The 15809-nt window shown below is 67.8% G+C and carries 13 protein-coding genes; 11 read left to right on the top strand and 2 right to left on the bottom strand.

Annotated features, from left to right (window positions below; translation table 11 throughout):
- The 9 genes from OV287_RS00065 to OV287_RS00025 all read left to right on the top strand — a co-directional run bounded on the left by OV287_RS00065 (window position 1) and on the right by OV287_RS00025 (window position 11260).
- On the top strand, window positions 1–1221 hold the full coding sequence (locus tag OV287_RS00065; protein ID WP_267531886.1) for a hypothetical protein: 1221 nt from the start codon (window positions 1–3) through the stop codon (window positions 1219–1221).
- A gap of 12 nt (window positions 1222–1233) precedes the next feature.
- The gene (locus OV287_RS00060) at window positions 1234–1407 is read left to right on the top strand and encodes a hypothetical protein (protein ID WP_267531885.1); all 174 of its coding nucleotides are present in this window, start codon (window positions 1234–1236) and stop codon (window positions 1405–1407) included.
- Between the two features lie 20 nt (window positions 1408–1427).
- On the top strand, window positions 1428–1826 hold the full coding sequence (locus OV287_RS00055) for a response regulator (protein ID WP_267531884.1): 399 nt from the start codon (window positions 1428–1430) through the stop codon (window positions 1824–1826).
- Window positions 1827–1832: 6 nt separating this feature from the next.
- Window positions 1833–3347, top strand: coding sequence for a GumC domain-containing protein (locus OV287_RS00050; protein ID WP_267531883.1), 1515 nt, complete (start codon window positions 1833–1835; stop codon window positions 3345–3347).
- Window positions 3348–3380: 33 nt separating this feature from the next.
- A complete protein-coding gene (gene epsU, locus OV287_RS00045; RefSeq protein ID WP_267531882.1) occupies window positions 3381–4571 on the top strand; it encodes an exopolysaccharide biosynthesis GT2 family glycosyltransferase EpsU in 1191 nt (396 codons plus the stop codon).
- A 32-nt stretch (window positions 4572–4603) separates the two neighbouring features.
- On the top strand, window positions 4604–6136 hold the full coding sequence (gene wzy, locus OV287_RS00040; RefSeq protein ID WP_267531881.1) for an exopolysaccharide repeat unit polymerase: 1533 nt from the start codon (window positions 4604–4606) through the stop codon (window positions 6134–6136).
- Between the two features lie 95 nt (window positions 6137–6231).
- Complete coding sequence (locus tag OV287_RS00035; RefSeq protein WP_267531880.1) at window positions 6232–6918, top strand: hypothetical protein; 687 nt, start codon at window positions 6232–6234, stop codon at window positions 6916–6918.
- Window positions 6915–8516, top strand: a complete 1602-nt coding sequence (gene epsD, locus OV287_RS00030) for an exopolysaccharide biosynthesis glycosyltransferase EpsD (protein ID WP_267531879.1) — start codon at window positions 6915–6917, stop codon at window positions 8514–8516. The genes OV287_RS00035 and epsD overlap by 4 nt, the downstream gene beginning before the upstream one ends.
- On the top strand, window positions 8516–11260 hold the full coding sequence (locus tag OV287_RS00025) for a glycoside hydrolase family 44 protein (protein WP_267531878.1): 2745 nt from the start codon (window positions 8516–8518) through the stop codon (window positions 11258–11260). Before epsD ends, OV287_RS00025 begins: the two co-directional genes overlap by 1 nt.
- 39 nt (window positions 11261–11299) lie before the next feature.
- Here the strand turns inward: OV287_RS00025 and OV287_RS00020 are convergent, their stop codons facing one another.
- A complete protein-coding gene (locus OV287_RS00020; RefSeq protein WP_267531877.1) occupies window positions 11300–12151 on the bottom strand; it encodes a fatty acid desaturase family protein in 852 nt (283 codons plus the stop codon).
- 312 nt (window positions 12152–12463) lie between these two features.
- Between OV287_RS00020 and OV287_RS00015 the strand changes: the two genes are divergently transcribed.
- Both OV287_RS00015 and OV287_RS00010 read left to right on the top strand, forming a co-directional pair.
- Window positions 12464–13981: an SPFH domain-containing protein gene (locus OV287_RS00015; RefSeq protein ID WP_267531876.1), complete on the top strand. Its 1518-nt coding sequence runs from the start codon at window positions 12464–12466 to the stop codon at window positions 13979–13981.
- Window positions 13978–15297: an SPFH domain-containing protein gene (locus tag OV287_RS00010; protein ID WP_267531875.1), complete on the top strand. Its 1320-nt coding sequence runs from the start codon at window positions 13978–13980 to the stop codon at window positions 15295–15297. Before OV287_RS00015 ends, OV287_RS00010 begins: the two co-directional genes overlap by 4 nt.
- A gap of 77 nt (window positions 15298–15374) precedes the next feature.
- Here the strand turns inward: OV287_RS00010 and OV287_RS00005 are convergent.
- On the bottom strand, window positions 15375–15809 hold a 435-nt coding region (locus OV287_RS00005; protein ID WP_267531874.1), incomplete at its 5' end, for a fatty acid desaturase.

The following is a 15809-nucleotide window of genomic DNA, read 5'->3' as shown; positions in this document are numbered from 1 at the left end:
ATGGCGCTGCCCGCACTGGCCCTCGGCTGGCTGCTGGTGGCCTCCGCACCGGCCGTCAAATACAAGGCCTCGGCCCGCCTCGAGTCCGTCGTCCGCACGCCGCTGCTCACCGAGACGCCGAGCTCCCCGGTGTTGAACGACCTCCTCGTCGTCCCGCGCCTGGAGGGCGTCCTCTACACCAACCTGCTCGAGGTGAAGTTCGCCTACGAGCCGCAGTTCCTCATCCGCCAGGCGTTCGCGCGCCCGTCGCTGGAGATCCTCCAGTCCGTCTACACGCGCGCCGACTACAAAATCCGCCGCGACTTCTACCTGCTGGGCGTCCACACCACGACCTTCGGCAACTTCCCCTTCGAGAACTACGGGGGCCCCGGGACGGGCAGCCTTCCGGCGGTACCTGCCGCCAAGACGTACCGCAAGGACAGCGCCTACATCTACACGGAGACCGCGGCGGGCTTCTGGACGTCGCTCGGCATCAAGCGCCTGGCCATCGCCGGCACACTCGGTTGGGTCGTCAACGGTCTGCTGGATGGCCCCGTACGTCCCTTGAAGCGCGGCGACGCGGCCTACCCGCAACAGCGCTACCCCGAGCTGCGCGTGCAGGCCTTCTATGGCGTCACGCCCCGCGACTCCTTCACCCTGTCGCTGTACGGCCGGGACGTGGCCTTCTCCACCGGCAACCGCGATTCCCTCCTCCAGTTCGCGCCCGGCCTCCAGCACCAGTTCTCCCCCCTGGTGGACCTGAGCGTCGAGCCTGGTATCGCGGTGGGTCGGACGTACCCTCGGCGACCAGACGAGTTGCCAACCAGCGTGGTCATGCCCACCCTGGAAACCTCGCTCAAAGCCCCCGTTCCCCTTGGCAACCATTGGCCGGTACAGGCCAAGGTGCGCGCGCGTTATCTGCCATACATGGATCCCCTTAGCACCCAGCTCATCCCCCGAGCCGATGTGGGGCTCGACCTGGAGTGGAAGGGCCGGCGCGAGGCCAAGGTGCTGGGGAAACTCCGCTACGCCCACCCGCTCACCAGTGGCGTCCACCGCGGCGACGCCGAGATGCGCGCTGAAATCGAGGCGCTCTATCCGCTGCCGCTCTCCCGCTACCTCTTCATGCAGGGGAAGGGCTGGTACACCTGGACAAAGCACGTGGTCATTGGCCATCAACCTGTCAGCCAGTGGTACACCAGCGTTGGATTGGTGGTCCGCTATGACCGTGGTAGGCTTTAGGCGCACCAGGCCATGAAGAAGTTCATCCTGATGTCGGTGCTGTACGCCATCCTCATCCTGCCGAGCCTGGCGGCGCGCGAACGCAACGCAGTGCGGGGCGTAAAACGGGCAGTGGTGATGTTCGTGGCGTACAACTTCATCTACGCCTTCCTCGTCCTGGTGGTCTGGACGCAGATGGAAGACTGAGAAAAGGCCTGAGAGATTCTATGCAGCAGCAAGGAACAACCGTCCTCGTCGTCGAGGACTCGCCCATGTTCCGCAGGATGCTCAGCGACATGCTGCAGAGCATCGGTTACACCCGCGTGCTGGAGGCCTTCAGCGGGCAGGCGGCCAAGGAGCTGTTGGCCGTGGAGCGTCCGGACCTGGTGTGTCTGGACCTGACTCTGCCGGACATCTCCGGCTACGAAGTGTGCGAGCACATCCGCGCCACGCCGGGCCTGCAGGACGTGCCAGTGCTGATGATCTCCGCGCGCACGCAGACGATGGACCGCGCGCAGGCCGAGGAGGCAGGCGCGAGCGGCTACCTCATCAAGCCCTTCACCCCCGAGGAGCTGCGCCAGCAGGTGGAGCGTGTGATGGCGGCGCGCCCGAGGAAGGAGGCGTAGAGGGCCATGGCCCAGTCCCGTGACGAGCTGCCCGAGGTGGAGCGCGCGCAGGCCCAGATCTTCGACTGGGAGGCGCTGCGCGACTACATCGGCTTCGTGAAGAACGCGGTGCTGCGCCACAAGCTGCTGGCGCTGGCCACCTTCGTGGTGACGGCGGCGCTGGGGCTGGCGCTCGCCAAGTTCCTGCCGCGCAGCTACTACTCCGAGGCCTCGCTGCTGCCCAAGCGTGCCTCCACCATCGCCGCGCTGGTCAACCCGGACCGCATCGCGGCGTTGGATCCTGATCCGCCCAACCCCCTGCGCCCGCCCGGCGAGGTGGACTCGGTGACGCGCTCGGCCGCCCAGGCGGTGATGCGCCGCGAGAACCTGGTGGCGATCATCAAGCGGGTGAACCTGCTGGACCGCTGGGATGCCACGCGCGCCCCGCTGCTGCGCTTCAAGGACTCGGTGATGCACCTGCTGTCCGGGCGCCCCAGCGAGGACATCAAGCTGGATGCCATGGTGGGCATGCTGGAGAAGTCCCTCTTCGTGAACACCGAGGACGGCAAGGTGGCCATTGGCATCACCTGGCCGGATCCTCAGCTCGCCTACGAGCTGGTGGAGGCCGCGCAGCAGAGCTTCCTCGAGGCACGCCAGAAGGAGGAGCTCGCCAGCATCACCGACGCGCTCAGCATCCTCGAGGAGCATGCGAAGGTCGCCAACGAGAACTACAAGAAGGCTTTCGGCGAGTTCGACAAGATCTTCGCGCAGATCATGATCGAGCGCCGTCGCGCGGTGGGTGATCCGCGCGTGGGCGGCTTCAACACGAACCAGCACCTGGCGGAGCTGCGCTTCCTCATCCGCTCCAAGCGGCGCGCCATCTCGGACTCCGAGGAGCAGCACAACCGGCGCCTGGAAGGGCTCAACGCGGAGTTGGTGGCGCAGCGCAAGCTGTACGGGGAGAACCACCCGAACATCCTCGAGCTCCAGCAGCGCATCGCCGGGCTGCGGGCCAAGGGCTCGCCGAATACGGCGGTGTTGCAGAACGAGGAGGATGAGCTGACCCAGGAGTACGAGCGCTTCGGCGGTGGCTCGGTGCCGTTCCCCGACGAGCCGGTGCCGGACCCGTACGGCCTGGAGCGCGTGCTGATGGGCATCCTCCCGGCGGTGCGAGAGAATCCCCAGGCGGTCTCGTCCCTGGACGAGCTGCAGTCGCGCACCATCATCATGCAGCAGCTGCGCAAGCGCATCGACTCCGCGAAGCTGGAGCGCGACATCGCCGAGGCCTCCTTCAAGTACCGCTACACCCTGCTCACTCCGGCCGAGTTCCCCCGCACCCCGGTGAAGCCCAACGCGAAGGTGATCGCCCTCGGCGGCATCTTCGCGGGGCTGCTGCTGGGCGTCTTCGCGGCGCTCGCGCGCGACGTGCTCAGCGGCCAGCTCTTGCAGGCCTGGCAGGTCCGGCGCGGACTGGGGCTGCCCGTCCTCGCTGAGCTGGAGGCACCCCACTTCGACACTCCGACCTCCTCTTCCACCCGCTAGCTCCTCCCGAAGTCCTCATCGAAGTCCGCCTCCATGATTCTCGACCTGCTGCTCGTCCTCCTGGCCCTGCCGGTGCTCGCCGCCACGGGCTACCTCCTGCTCCTCACGCTCCTGTCGGGGAAGAAGGAAGCACCGCCCCAGGTGGCGCCGCGGCTCAAGTTCGACATCATCATCCCGGCGCACAACGAGGAGGCTGGCATCGCCCGCACGGTGTCCAACCTCTCCCGCATCGACTACCCGGTGGAGCTGCGGCGCATCATCGTGGTGGCGGACAACTGCTCGGACGCCACGGCGGACCGGGCGGGAGAGGCCGGCGCCACGGTGCTGGTGCGCCACAACAAGGAGCTGCGCGGCAAGGGTTATGCCCTCCAGCTCGCCTTCGAGCGGAGCCTGGTGGACGGCTTCGCCGACGCGGTGGTGGTGGTGGACGCGGACACCGAGGTGACGTCCAACCTGCTGCACGCCTTCGGGCTGCGGCTGGAGGCGGGTGCACAGGCGGTGCAGGCGCACTACGGCGTGCTCAACCCGCATGCCTCGTGGCGCACGCGGCTGATGGCCGTGGCCATGGCGCTCTTCCACAAGGTGCGCTCGCTGGGCCGTGAGCGGCTGGGCGTCTCGTGCGGCCTGCGCGGCAACGGCATGTGCTTCACCCACGCCATCATCCGCCAGGTGCCTCACGAGGCCTTCTCCATCGTGGAGGACCTGGAGTACGGCATCCGCCTGGGCAAGGCCGGCCAGCGCGTGCACTACGCCTGGGAGGCCGAGGCGCTGGGTGAGATGGTGACGAGCGAGAAGGCCGCGCGCTCGCAGCGCCGCCGCTGGGATGGCGGGCGCATGGCGATGACGCGCAAGTTCGGCCTGCCGCTGCTCGCCGAGGGCCTGCGCAAGGGCGACAAGGTGTTGGTGGACCTGGCCGTGGACCTGCTGGTGCCGCCGCTGAGCTGGGTGGCGCTGGGCGCGGTGGCCGTGGCGGTGGCCTCGGGGGCACTGTCGCTGTGGCAGGGGCACTTGGCGCTGTCCGCGTACGCGGCGGCGGCGAGCCTGCTGGCGCTGGTGCTCTACGTGATGCGCGGCTGGTGGGTGTCCGGCATGGGCCTGTCGGGCCTCACGGCCCTGGCGTGGGCGCCCTTCTACGTGGCCTGGAAGGTCTGGCTGGTGCTCAGCCGTCCCGAGGAGAAGAAGGGCGAGTGGGTGCGCACCACGCGCGAGGCCCCCAAGCCCTGAGCTGACGGCGGAAGCTCGGCCCGCTCCGGACGATGATCCAGGATTTCCTCTCCCGCCCTCTCGTCTTCATGGCGTCGCTGGCCCTGCTGGTGCTGGCGACTCTGGGCCTGCTCGTCCTCGCCCCGGCCGTCGCGCTGCTGCCGGTGGCGGCCGTCGTCGGCGGGTGGTGGGTGTGCCAGCAGAAGATACGCACGCTGGCGCTCGCGCTCTTCGCCATGGCCGTCACGGTGGACCTCGTCACCGAGGTGCCCTACGAAGGCCACTGGCAGTCGCCGCTGTACTTCCCCGGCCTGCTGCTCTTCACCAAGCCGGGCATGTCCCTGCCCCTCATTGACCTGGCCACCGTTGGCCTGCTGGGGCTCAATGCCTACCGGCGCGCCATGGGCATCACCATCGATGGCCCTCCCACGCCGCCGCTGCCCAAGCCACTCGTCCTCGGGCTGCTCCTCCAGACGGCCACCATCCTCTGGGTGCAGGTGTGGGGCATCTACATCAACGGCGGCAACTCGGTCGTCGCCAAGTGGCAGTGGCACCAGATGCTGGTGATACCCCTGCTGATCGCGCTCTTCAACGTCGCCCTGCGCGGCCCCGAGGACTTCCGCACCATCGGGCGCATCGTCATCGTGGGCTGCTGCGTGAAGGCCTTCCTGGGCGCCTTCTTCATCCTCACCATCGCCCGGCCCCGCGGCCTGTACCACGAGTACGCCACCACGCACTCGGACACGGTGCTGTACGTCACCGGCCTGGTCATCGCCGTCAGCTCGTGGATGGAGCAGCCCATCCGCAAGAACTTCTGGCGCATGGTCTGGGTGTGCTCCGTCATCCTCATGGGCATGCACTACAACGACCGGCGCCTGGCCTACGTCAGCTTCACGCTGAGCCTCATCGCCGTGTACGTCGTCAGCCCGTGGAGCTGGGTGAAGCGCTATGCCACCCGCGCCGGCATGTTCGTGGCGCCCCTCTTCCCCTTCTACCTCGCCGTGGGCTGGCAGAACCCCACCGGCATCTTCGGCATCGTCGGCATCTTCAAGTCCCTGGTGGAGGGCGAGAACCTCCAGAAGGGGCAGCTCGACTACCGCGACATCGAGAACATCGACGTCGTCTACACCTGGGAGCAGCACCCCATCCTCGGCACCGGCTGGGGGCACCCCTTCCTCGAAAAAATAAAGCTGCCGGACATCTCCCACGCCTTCGCCGACTACCTCTACCACCCCCACAACTCCGTCCTCGGAATGCTCGCCTACGGCGGCATCATCGGCTTCTCGGGCATCTGGGCGTGGATCTCCATCGCCATGTTCCTGACAGTCCGCGCCTACCACCGCGCCCATGAGCCGGAGGCCCGCGCTGGCGGATTGGTGGCCATGTCGGTGATTGTGGCCTATATCAACCAGTGCTTCGGCGACATGGGGACCATCAGCTGGCTGGGCACCATCCTGGTGGCGATGGCGGCCACCTGCTCCGGAAAGCTGGCCACGGTGACCAATGCGTGGCCGGCGCCTCAGCCTCGACGAAAAGAAGTCTCAGAGACTGAGAAATCGGCCAGCCCAGTAGGAAATCTGGTATGATACCGCACCGCAGACCGAAGAGGCCACGAAAATACGACACTCAGGGCCCTGGTTCCGCCTCTTCCGAGATGCCAAACGCCCGGCAACGCGGTAACATGGCTTTGTCCATGTTCGAGCCTCGCGACAAGAAGACCAAGGGTGGCTCGCGGAACGGAGGTCCGAATCCACCGGACCAGCGGCGAGTGGTGCAGCCGCTGTCGGTGGTTCGTGGCACCCGCCCGCAGTCCGCTCTCGCGTCTCCTCCGGGACCGCCCCCCAACGGGGAAGGTACGACCGAGCTCATCGAGCAGCAGCAGCCCCAGCAGCAGCAGCCGGTTCCTCAGCAGAAGCCCGCCAGCTCCGCCCCCTCCAGCACCCTGCTGCACCTGTGGGCGATGCTCAACCAGCGCGGCCGGTGGTCGTCGCTGGTGGTGGTGCCCTCGCACGAGAGCGGCTCTGGACTGCAGGTGGTGCAGGCCATCCTCGAGGTGGCCAACAAGCAGAGCAGCACGCCGGTGCACTTCCTGGACGCGGAAGGCCTGGAGCTCGGCGCCGCCCAGCACGTGGTGGCCGAGATGATGGCCTACGTGGAGCAGGGAGACCGGGTGGTGGTGCTGCTCGACTCCGTGGTGGCCAACCCCGTGGGCCTGGAAGTCGCCCTGGCGGCCGAGCGGGCGCTGCTGTGCGTCTCACTCGGCACTTCGGATTACACCTCGGCTCGCCGTACGCTGGACCTGATTGGGAAGGAGCGCTTCCTCGGGAGCGTTACCCTCCAGCCCACGTCCGGAGCTCCGAAGAAATGAGCGCAGCCAACGGCGCCTCTGGCGCCGCCGTTCCACCTCGGCCCGTGGCCTTGCGCCCGCGGCTGAGCGTCGTCGTTGCCACCTACAACCGCGTGGACCTCATCCAACGCCTGCTGGGGCAGTTCGCCCGGCAGACACTGCCCGCCTCGGACTTCGAGGTGGTGGTGGTGGATGACGGCTCGCGCGAGCCGGCGGCGCCCCACCTGGAGAAGCTGACGCTGCCCTTCTCGCTGCGCGTGGAGACTCAGGCCAACGCTGGAGCGGCGGCGGCCCGTCACCGCGGCGTGATCGCGGCGCGCGGCGAGGTGGTGCTCATCACCGACGACGACATGCAGGTGGCCGAGGACTTCCTCGCGAAGCACCTGGCGCGTCACCCGCGCGGCTCGCGCAACGTCGTCATCGGCAGCATCCGCCCGGACCCGGCCATCTCCAACATGCCGCTCTTCGAGCGGTGGTACGCGTGGCTCAACAACCGCATCGCCGCGAGCATGAGCGGCCCCAAGCGGCGCGCTCACGGCTGGCAGCTCTTCACCGGCAACGTCTCGTTCCGCCGCGAGGACTACGTAGCCGCCGGCGGCTTCGACAAGAGCCTGGGCCAGTCCGAGGACATCGAGCTGGGCTTGCGCCTGGAGAAGGCCGGCTGCCGCTTCGAGTTCTGCACCGAGGCGTACGTGCTGCACGGCTCGGATCACACCAGCTTCGAGAAGTGGCTGAAGCGGGCGAACCGTTACGGCGTCTTCGACATACGCGTGGCGGCCAAGCACCCGGACGTGCCGCAGGTGAGCCCCTGGCGCTACCTCTTCGAGATGAACCCGCTGGCCCGGCCGCTGCTGGCCGCCGTGGTGATGGCGCCCGAGGCCACCCGTCCGGTGACGCACGTGGTGATGGGCTGGGCGCGGCTGGCGGACAAGGTGGGGCTGCAGAAGGCGGCCTTCGCGGGCACCTCGGTGAGCTACGTCATGGAGTACCTGCGCGGCGCGCGCACCGAGGCGGGCTCTCTCTCGAAGGCAGCTCGGCACGTGGCCCGCTTCGCCTTCACCAGCGGCAAGCCCGGCCAGGTGCTGAAGCTGGCAAAGGCCCTCAAGGACGACGCGGTGCAGGTGGCGAGCTCCGAGTACGGCCAGCCTGGAGTGAAGGCCGTGGCCGCCATGGTGCTCACCTCGGACGGCTATCGGGTGCTGGCGCTGCAGCGGCTGCGCGAGGCGGCGCGCGGGCTGGGCATCCCGCTCGGCAACCACGCGCTGCGCGTGGCACAGACGGCGGTGCTGGGCGTCGAAATCGGCAAGGACGTGGAGCTGGGCAGCGGCGTGTACTTCGTCCACAGCCTGGGCACCGTGGTGGGCGGCGACGCGAAGGTGGGCAACCGCGTGCGCTTCTACGGCAACAACACCGTGGGCACCGCCAAGGACGACGGCTACCCCGTCATCGAGGATGACGTGTGGGTGGGTGCCGGCGCGCGCATCCTCGGCCCCATCACCGTGGGCGCCCGCTCGCGCATCGGCGCCAATGCGGTGGTGCTCCAGGACATCCCCCCGGACAGCGTGGCGGTGGGCATCCCCGCGCGCATCATCCCCCGCAAGGACGTGGACGGCGAGTGATGCGCGGGGCCAGCAGGAGCAGCGCACCAGCGCGTGGCAGGAGGGCTCGAGCGGCCCTGCTGGCCGGCGTGTACCTGTGCGCGCCCGTGCTGACGTCCTGCAAGCAGAACACCTCCCAGGCGGCCACTCCCGCCACGGCGGTCTCGCCCTCGGGCGTCTACAACATTCCCCCGCTCACCGAGGCGGCCTGGGCCGGCGGCCTCCAGCCGGGTTGGAAGGACGAGGGCTGGTCCGAGAGAGACTCCAAGCACCCGGGCACCGCGAAGATGCGCCTGGCCAACCTGGGCGGCTTCATGCTGCACAAGAAGGGCATCCAGGGCGACTTCGGCGGACTGGCGCTGCGCTACAAGGCCCCCGCGAGCTTCGGTGAGTTCCTCGAGGTGCGGCTGGACTCCGAGGGCGAGACGCTCTTCCCCCGCGTGCGCGTGGACGGAAGCCACGTGGCGCGCCGCGAGGGCGAGTGGGTTCAGCTCTTCATCCCCTTCGAGCACCTCAACCCGGAGAAGGTGCCCTTCAGCCGGCTCGTCATCCGCGCCTACAAGAAGGTGGGCAACGACTGGGTGGAGATGGATCAGGTGGGCCTCACCGCCCCCGGTGGCATGACGCCCGCCGAGGGCACGCCTCTGGCGATGCAGGCCCTGCAGCCGGGCGAGGCCCCCCGCGCCCTCGTCGAGCCCGTGGAGCTGGCCTATGACAACGGGCTGAAGCCGGGCTGGGAGGACCGCGGCTGGTCCGAGCGCGAGCTGAAGGGAGCCACTCCGGCGAAGCTGCGCATGGCCAACCTGGGCGGCTGGATTCTCCACAAGAAGGGCCTGGCCGCCGAGTACGACGGCGTCGCGCTGCGCTACAAGGCGCCCGCGGGCTTCGGAGACTTCCTCGAGCTGCGGCTGGACTCCGAGGGTGAGACGCTCTTCCCCCGCGTGCGGCTGTCGGACACGTACGTCACCGCGCGCGAGGGCGAGTGGACGCAGGTGTTCGTCCCCATGGACGAGCTCAACCCGGAGAAGGTGCCCTTCACGCAGCTCGTCGTGCGCGCGCACAAGAAGGTGGAGAGGGACTGGGTGGAGCTGAACCAGGTGGGCCTGGCTCGGCTCATCACCGCCAGCACCGCCGTTGCGCAGCAGGCGCCCCCGGACGCGTCCGCGGTGGGCGGAGGCCGTATTGCGCTCGGAGACGCCAAGTCCTCCAAGGTGGTGGTGGACTGCACGCAGCCCGGTCACCCCATCAGCCCGCTCATCTACGGCATCGCCTTCAACAACCTGCGCGAGCTCAAAGACAGCCACCAGTGGGAGCTGGGCGCCACCGCGCGCCGCTGGGGCGGCAACCCCACCTCCCGCTACAACTGGAAGCTGGGCAACGTCTGGAACACGGCCAACGACTACTTCTTCCGCAACATCGTCCTCGGCACCAGCCCTCAGTACACCTACGACAGCTTCCTCCAGGCCAATCAGCAGCGCGGGCTCCAGTCCGCCCTCACCGTGCCCATGCTCGGCTGGGTGGCCAAGGACTCCACTTCCGTCGGCTTCCCGAAGTCCCTCTTCGGCGAGCAGCAGAAGATGGACCCGGACGTGACGGACGCCGGCAACGGCATCTCCCGCTCCGGTGAGGGCCTCTCGCCGCTGCCTCCCACTCAGACGAGTGTCGAGGCGCCGCCCTCCTTCATCAACGAGTGGGTGCGCACCCTCCGCGAGAAGGACAAGACGCGCGGCCGCACCGTGCACCAGTACATCCTCGATAACGAGCCGATGCTCTGGAACACCACGCATCGGGACGTGCACCCGGACCCCGTCACCTACGACGAGCTGATCGAGCGCTCCATCGCCTACGGCACCGCCATCCGCCATGCGGACCCCGAGGCCATCATCGCGGGCCCCGCCGAGTGGGGCTGGACGAACTACTTCAACTCGGCGGCGGACGTGGCGCCCGGTGGCAACAAGAAGGACCGCAAGGCCCACGGCAATGTGGCGCTGCTGCCCTGGTACCTGAAGAAGCTCGCCGAGCACGAGAAGCAGACCGGCGTGCGCATCCTCGACGTGGTGGATCTGCACTTCTACCCGCAGGGCAATGGCATCGGCTTCGAGGAGCGGGGCGAGACGGACCCGGACACCTCGGCGCGGCGCATCCGCTCCACGCGCGCGCTGTGGGACCCGAAGTACAAGGACGAGTCGTGGATAGACGACTCCGTCGAGCTCATCCCGCGCATGAAGCGCTGGGTGGCGGAGAACTACCCGGGCCGCGGCCTCTCCATCGGCGAGTACAACTTCGGCGCCACGGGGCACATGAGCGGAGGCCTCGCGCAGGCCGAGGCCCTGGGGCGCTTCGCCGAGTACAACCTCACCTCGGCCTTCCTCTTCACCTACCCGCCCAGCCGCAGCCCCACCTTCTGGGCCTTCCGCGCCTTCCGTAACTTCGACGGCAAGGGTGGGCGCTTCCAGGACAACTTCGTGCCCGCGAAGTTCGACAAGGCCTCGGACTCGCAGGGAATGTCGCTGTTCGCCTCGCGCAGCGATGACGGCAAGCGCGTGGTGGCCATCGCCCTCAACCTGGAGCCGGACGCGGCCCGCAGCACCCAGGTGGAGTTCAAGGGTTGCGGCAACGTGACCAACGCTCGGGTGATGGGCTACTCGGGCGAGCCCTCGGGCTTCGCCGAGCGCAAGTCCTTCTTCCAGGCGGGCAGCAGCATGCAGGTGCTCCTGCCGCCCTGGTCCATCACCGTGCTGGACCTGACCATCGCCCAGCAGTGAGCGGCGTCCAGCACGCCGCTCGCCCTCGCGCCCCGCGGCTCACCCCGGACGGGCGAGTGACTCCACCTGCTCGTCACTCAGCGCCAGCTTCGCTTCCGAGCCGCTCCACACGAAGGGGATGCCCGGCTGGCGGTAGAGCGTGGCGGGAATGTCCTTCGCCATCTGCGCGTGCAGCGCCGGCAGCTTCGACCAGTGCAGCCCGTGCTTGGTGTGATGCGCCGTGTGGTAGCCCAGGTTTCCCGTCAGCAGGTTGTAGCCCCGGTGAAGGATGTTGTACGAGGCCTCGGCGTGCTCCTTCGTCTCCAGCCCCATGTGGTGGAAGTACGTCGCCCACGCCGTCACGTACAATGACACGCACATCGGCAGCAGGAACACGAACAGCGCGTTGTACCAGTTGTGCCAGAACAGCAGGCCCAGCAGCACCACCTGCACCGCAATCATCGACAGGAAGACGCGCAGCGCCTTGGGGTGCTTGCGCCCCACCTTGAACGCCCTCGGGTAGGCCGTGAGCGTCGTCATCAGCGAGTACTCCACCTCGCCCATGCTGGTGCCGTCGGTGCGCTTCCACCGCGACTCGTCCTTCTCCTGGTCCAGGTAGTTGATGTGGTGACCCACCACGTGGTGCAGGAACCACGCGTGTGACGTGATTCCCGTCTGGAAACCGAACACCACCTCCAACAGCCGGTTGAGCGGCGCGTGACGGAACATCGTCAGGTGCTGATGGTGGTGGTTCCACGCGCTGATCCACCCCTTGGGGATGATTCCAAGGCCGAACCAGAGGATGGGCAGCCACCAGCTGCTCGCCATGAAATACACCGTCACGTCGAGCGCGAACATGCACAGGAACAGCAGGACGGGGATGCGATCCTCGGGGTGCCGAAACAAGGTCATACGTCTTTCACACAGATGAGAGCAGCGAGGTGGGCTGGCCAGGATACCCCGAGAGTCATTGGGGCCGAACGCTTCCCTGGTGGGCGGCCCACGCCACGACCGGGAGTCCAGACGCTCCCCAATGAAAGTCACTCCGCGTGAGGCCCTCACCCCACCAGGCCCACGTCCTACCCTCCTGGACGAGACTCTTGTTGAGAGGGCCACGCTCTCCTGGCGCTCTGCTCAGCAACCAGCGCTATTCCCTCCCGTCCCCTGCTCATGTGCGATGGCGCCTCTACCTTCCGCGTCTGCGACGAATGCAGGGGGACGCGCATGGGCAAATGGCAGGAGACCCTGGACACCGTCCAGCGGATGGCGCGGAGCAAGGAGATAGAGCAGTTCCGCATCGATGCCTCCGACTTCCTCTCCGCCCGCGAGCGGGGTGAAGCCGCCGGCACCCGCATCGAGCAGATGAGCGCCGCGCTCGAGGACTCCGCGGAGATCGTCAACCGCAGCTTCCCCCAGCGCGACGCCGACTCGGGCCAGTACACCAACGTCATCTCCCCTGTCGTCATCCCCAAGGACCACCGCTCCTACTTCTGGGTCGCCATCGTCCTCGGACTCGCGATCCTCGGCCTCTTCAGCGCGGGAGTGACCGCGGCCCTCGATGACAACCTGCCCGGCCTGCGCACCCTCACCACCGCGCTGTTCGGGCCTCACTACTGGCTGGTCCTGCTCGGCTACGCGGCCTTCAATCTGTGGCGCAACAGCTTCGTCCACGTGCCCGACGGCTGTCAGGCCCTCATCACCCGCTTCGGCAAGCTGGAAGAGATTGCCGGGCCGGGCCGCAAAGCCCTGCTCAATCCCTGGAAGCGCGTCAGCTACATCATCAACACCACGCGCGAGTACCCCTACAACGCTCCCATCCGCGAGGCCCCCACCGCCGAGCGCGTCAACGCCTCGGTGGACCTGTTCCTCCAGTTCAAGATCGAGGACCCCGCTCAGTTCATCTTCGCCCTCGGCGGCGCCAAGGGCTTCTCCGAGAAGCTCCAGAACGCCATCAGCGAGGTCACCCGCGCCCTCATCTACGAGCAGAAGGCCGAGGACATCTACGACCTCATTGGCGAGAGCACCCAGGCGATGCTCGAGAGCCTCAACCAACAGTTCCTCCCCGCGGTGCGCTTCGTCAACGCCAACATCACCCACGCAGAGCCCTCCAGTCAGGAGTACCGCATGGACCTGGCCGCGCCGGAGATGGTCCGCGTCGCCAAGGAGGCCTACACCTGGCAGTACGAGCTCAAGCTGCGCAAGGAGCAGGATGAGGGCGACCTCAACAAGGAGCTCGCCTCGCTCCAGGAGAAGCTCTCCGCCATCCGCGCGGAGATCGCCACCTACCAGGCGCAGATCGACACCGCCCGCGAGAAGGAGATCCACCGCGCCAACGCCTACGCCCGCCAGCTCCTGAGCGAGGCCGAGAGCGCCGCCAAGGCCAACGCCGCCCTCCTCGAGGCCCAGGCGCTCGACATCCGCGCCGTCAGCAGCGCCTCCTTCCCCGAAATCCTCCAATACCGCTTCCAGCAGGACGTGCTCGACCGGCTCGAGTCCGTCGCCGGGCACCTGCCTCAAATCATCGACATCGGCGTGGAGGAGGACCAGCGCATCGACTACCTGGAGACCGCGCGGCACATGCTCGGCATCACCGACCAGGCGCTCTACAGCGAGGCCGACATCCAGAGCATCCGCGCACGAACGCGCGAAATCCAGGCGCGCATCCAGGCGCGTGAACAGCAGATTCAGGAGGTCGTGGCGGGAGCCCACGTCGACGATGCGGCTCCAGGAGGTCCGGCGTGAGCACCCCCGTGAAGAATCAGGAGTTCTCGAAGATCAAAGAGGCCGTCGCCACCTGGGGCCGCATCCGCCACCTCCTGCGCTCGGGCGAGGAGGGACAGGTCGTCCCCGTTGTCATCCCCAAGGACCGGCGCCGCTATGGCTGGCTGGTGCTCGCCGCCCTCGCGTTCTACCTGGCCGGCGTGGCCCTCTTCGCCCACCTCGGGTTCGTCCGCGCCCTGGCCGGCTTCGGCGCCTTCGTCTCGCTCACCCTCGCGCTGCTGTGGCTGTGGCGCGGCTCCATCGTGGAGATAGAGCAGGGCACCACGGGCATCCTCTCGCGCTACGGGGAGATCGTCAGCACGCTGTCACCCGGACGGCACTACCTCTGGTGGCCGTGGGACAAGGTCGAGGCCGTGGTCGATACCTCGACGGAAGTGCCCTACACCGCTCCCGTGGTGGCCTGCCCCACCAAGGAGAACGTGCCACTCAAGTCCATCGAGTTCTTCCTCAAGTTCCGCATCGAGGACCCTGTCGCCTTCGTGCGCAACATCGGCGCCAGCAACTTCGACATGGTGCTCAGCAGCGCCGTGCAGGACGCCATCCGCCAGCGCAGCCGCCAGGTACAGACCGAGCGCGCCTATGACCTGCGCGGCAGCGACGTGGGCGACATGCAGGTGTACCTCAACAAGCAGATGTCTCGCTACGGCGTGCGCATCATCGGCGCGAACATCCCCGACGTGCAGCTCCCCGACCAGTACCAGCAACACCTCGCCACCCGCGAGCGCGTCGCCAAGGAGCTGGAGGCCTACGCCCGCGGCTGGGAGCTCACCCGCAAGCAGCGCGCCGACAGCCTGCTCATGGAGATAGAGCGCGCCAAGAAGGTGCGCGATGCCCGGCTCGTCGAGGTCAACGCCGCCACCAACAAGGCCCGCGAGGACGTGGCGCGGATGCTCCAGGAGAAGGAGACCGAGGCCCAACGCGTGCGCTGGGAAATCGAGGCGCGCGGCCGGGCCACCCTCAAGGAGGCAGAGAACGAGGCGCGCGGGCTGCAACACCTGGGCAGGTCCTACCAGGACAACCGGGCCGTGCTGCAGTACCAGCTCGCGCTGCGGCGGCTGAAGGTCGCCGAGTCCCTCATGCGCCACGCGCCCCGACCTGTCGTCGTGCGCAGCGGCGGCGGCGAGCAGTCCGCGCTCTCCACCCTCGTGCTGGCCCAGATGCTGCCCAAGATGATTGGCCCGAGCACGCTCGGCCTGAGCAACGGGCACGCCGATGACCATGGCACCGGACAGAGCAACGGCCATGCGGATGGGCATGGCTTGGACACCGGGCACTGAGCTACGCGTCGCGCGAAAACGACAAGGGGCCCGCGTACGCCGCGAGCCCCTCCGTGTTTCACTTCAGCTGTCAGGGCTCAGGAACCCGCGGGCCGTGCCTGACCGAGCGCCGCCACCTGCTCGTCACTCAGCTCCAGCTTGGCCTCCGAGCCGCTCCACACGAAGGGGACGCCCGGCTGGCGGTAGAGCGTGGCCGGAATGTCCTTCGCCATCTGCGCGTGCAGCTGCGGCAGCTTCGACCAGTGCAACCCCTGCTTGGTGTGGTGCGCCGTGTGGTAGCCCAGGTTGCCCGTCATCAGGTTGTAGCCCCGATGCAGGATGTTGTACGAGGCCTCCGCGTGCTCCTTCGTCTCCAGCCCCACGTGGTGGAAGTACGTCGCCCACGCCGTCACGTACAACGACACGCACATCGGCAGCAGGAAGACGAACAGCGCGTTGTACCAGTTGTGCCAGAACAGCACGCCCAGCAGCACCACCTGCACCGCGATCATCGACAGGAAGATGCGCACAGG

The organism is Archangium lansingense (genome assembly GCF_026626635.1).
Taxonomy (GTDB): Bacteria; Myxococcota; Myxococcia; order Myxococcales; family Myxococcaceae; genus Archangium; species Archangium lansingense.
Note: the sequence above shows the minus strand (reverse complement) of the source record. Positions and strands in the feature narration are given on the sequence as shown.

Bases quoted from the DNA above. Each gene is read 5' to 3' on its own strand.
- OV287_RS00035 (WP_267531880.1), top strand. From the start codon at position 6,232: ATGGCTTTGTCCATGTTCGAGCCTCGCGACAAGAAGACCAAGGGTGGC.
- wzy (WP_267531881.1), top strand. From the start codon at position 4,604: ATGATCCAGGATTTCCTCTCCCGCCCTCTCGTCTTCATGGCGTCGCTG.
- OV287_RS00055 (WP_267531884.1), top strand. From the start codon at position 1,428: ATGCAGCAGCAAGGAACAACCGTCCTCGTCGTCGAGGACTCGCCCATG.
- OV287_RS00020 (WP_267531877.1), bottom strand. From the start codon at position 12,151: ATGACCTTGTTTCGGCACCCCGAGGATCGCATCCCCGTCCTGCTGTTC.
- OV287_RS00015 (WP_267531876.1), top strand. From the start codon at position 12,464: ATGGGCAAATGGCAGGAGACCCTGGACACCGTCCAGCGGATGGCGCGG.
- OV287_RS00050 (WP_267531883.1), top strand. From the start codon at position 1,833: ATGGCCCAGTCCCGTGACGAGCTGCCCGAGGTGGAGCGCGCGCAGGCC.
- epsU (WP_267531882.1), top strand. From the start codon at position 3,381: ATGATTCTCGACCTGCTGCTCGTCCTCCTGGCCCTGCCGGTGCTCGCC.
- OV287_RS00025 (WP_267531878.1), top strand. From the start codon at position 8,516: ATGCGCGGGGCCAGCAGGAGCAGCGCACCAGCGCGTGGCAGGAGGGCT.
- epsD (WP_267531879.1), top strand. From the start codon at position 6,915: ATGAGCGCAGCCAACGGCGCCTCTGGCGCCGCCGTTCCACCTCGGCCC.
- OV287_RS00065 (WP_267531886.1), top strand. From the start codon at position 1: ATGGCGCTGCCCGCACTGGCCCTCGGCTGGCTGCTGGTGGCCTCCGCA.
- OV287_RS00060 (WP_267531885.1), top strand. From the start codon at position 1,234: ATGAAGAAGTTCATCCTGATGTCGGTGCTGTACGCCATCCTCATCCTG.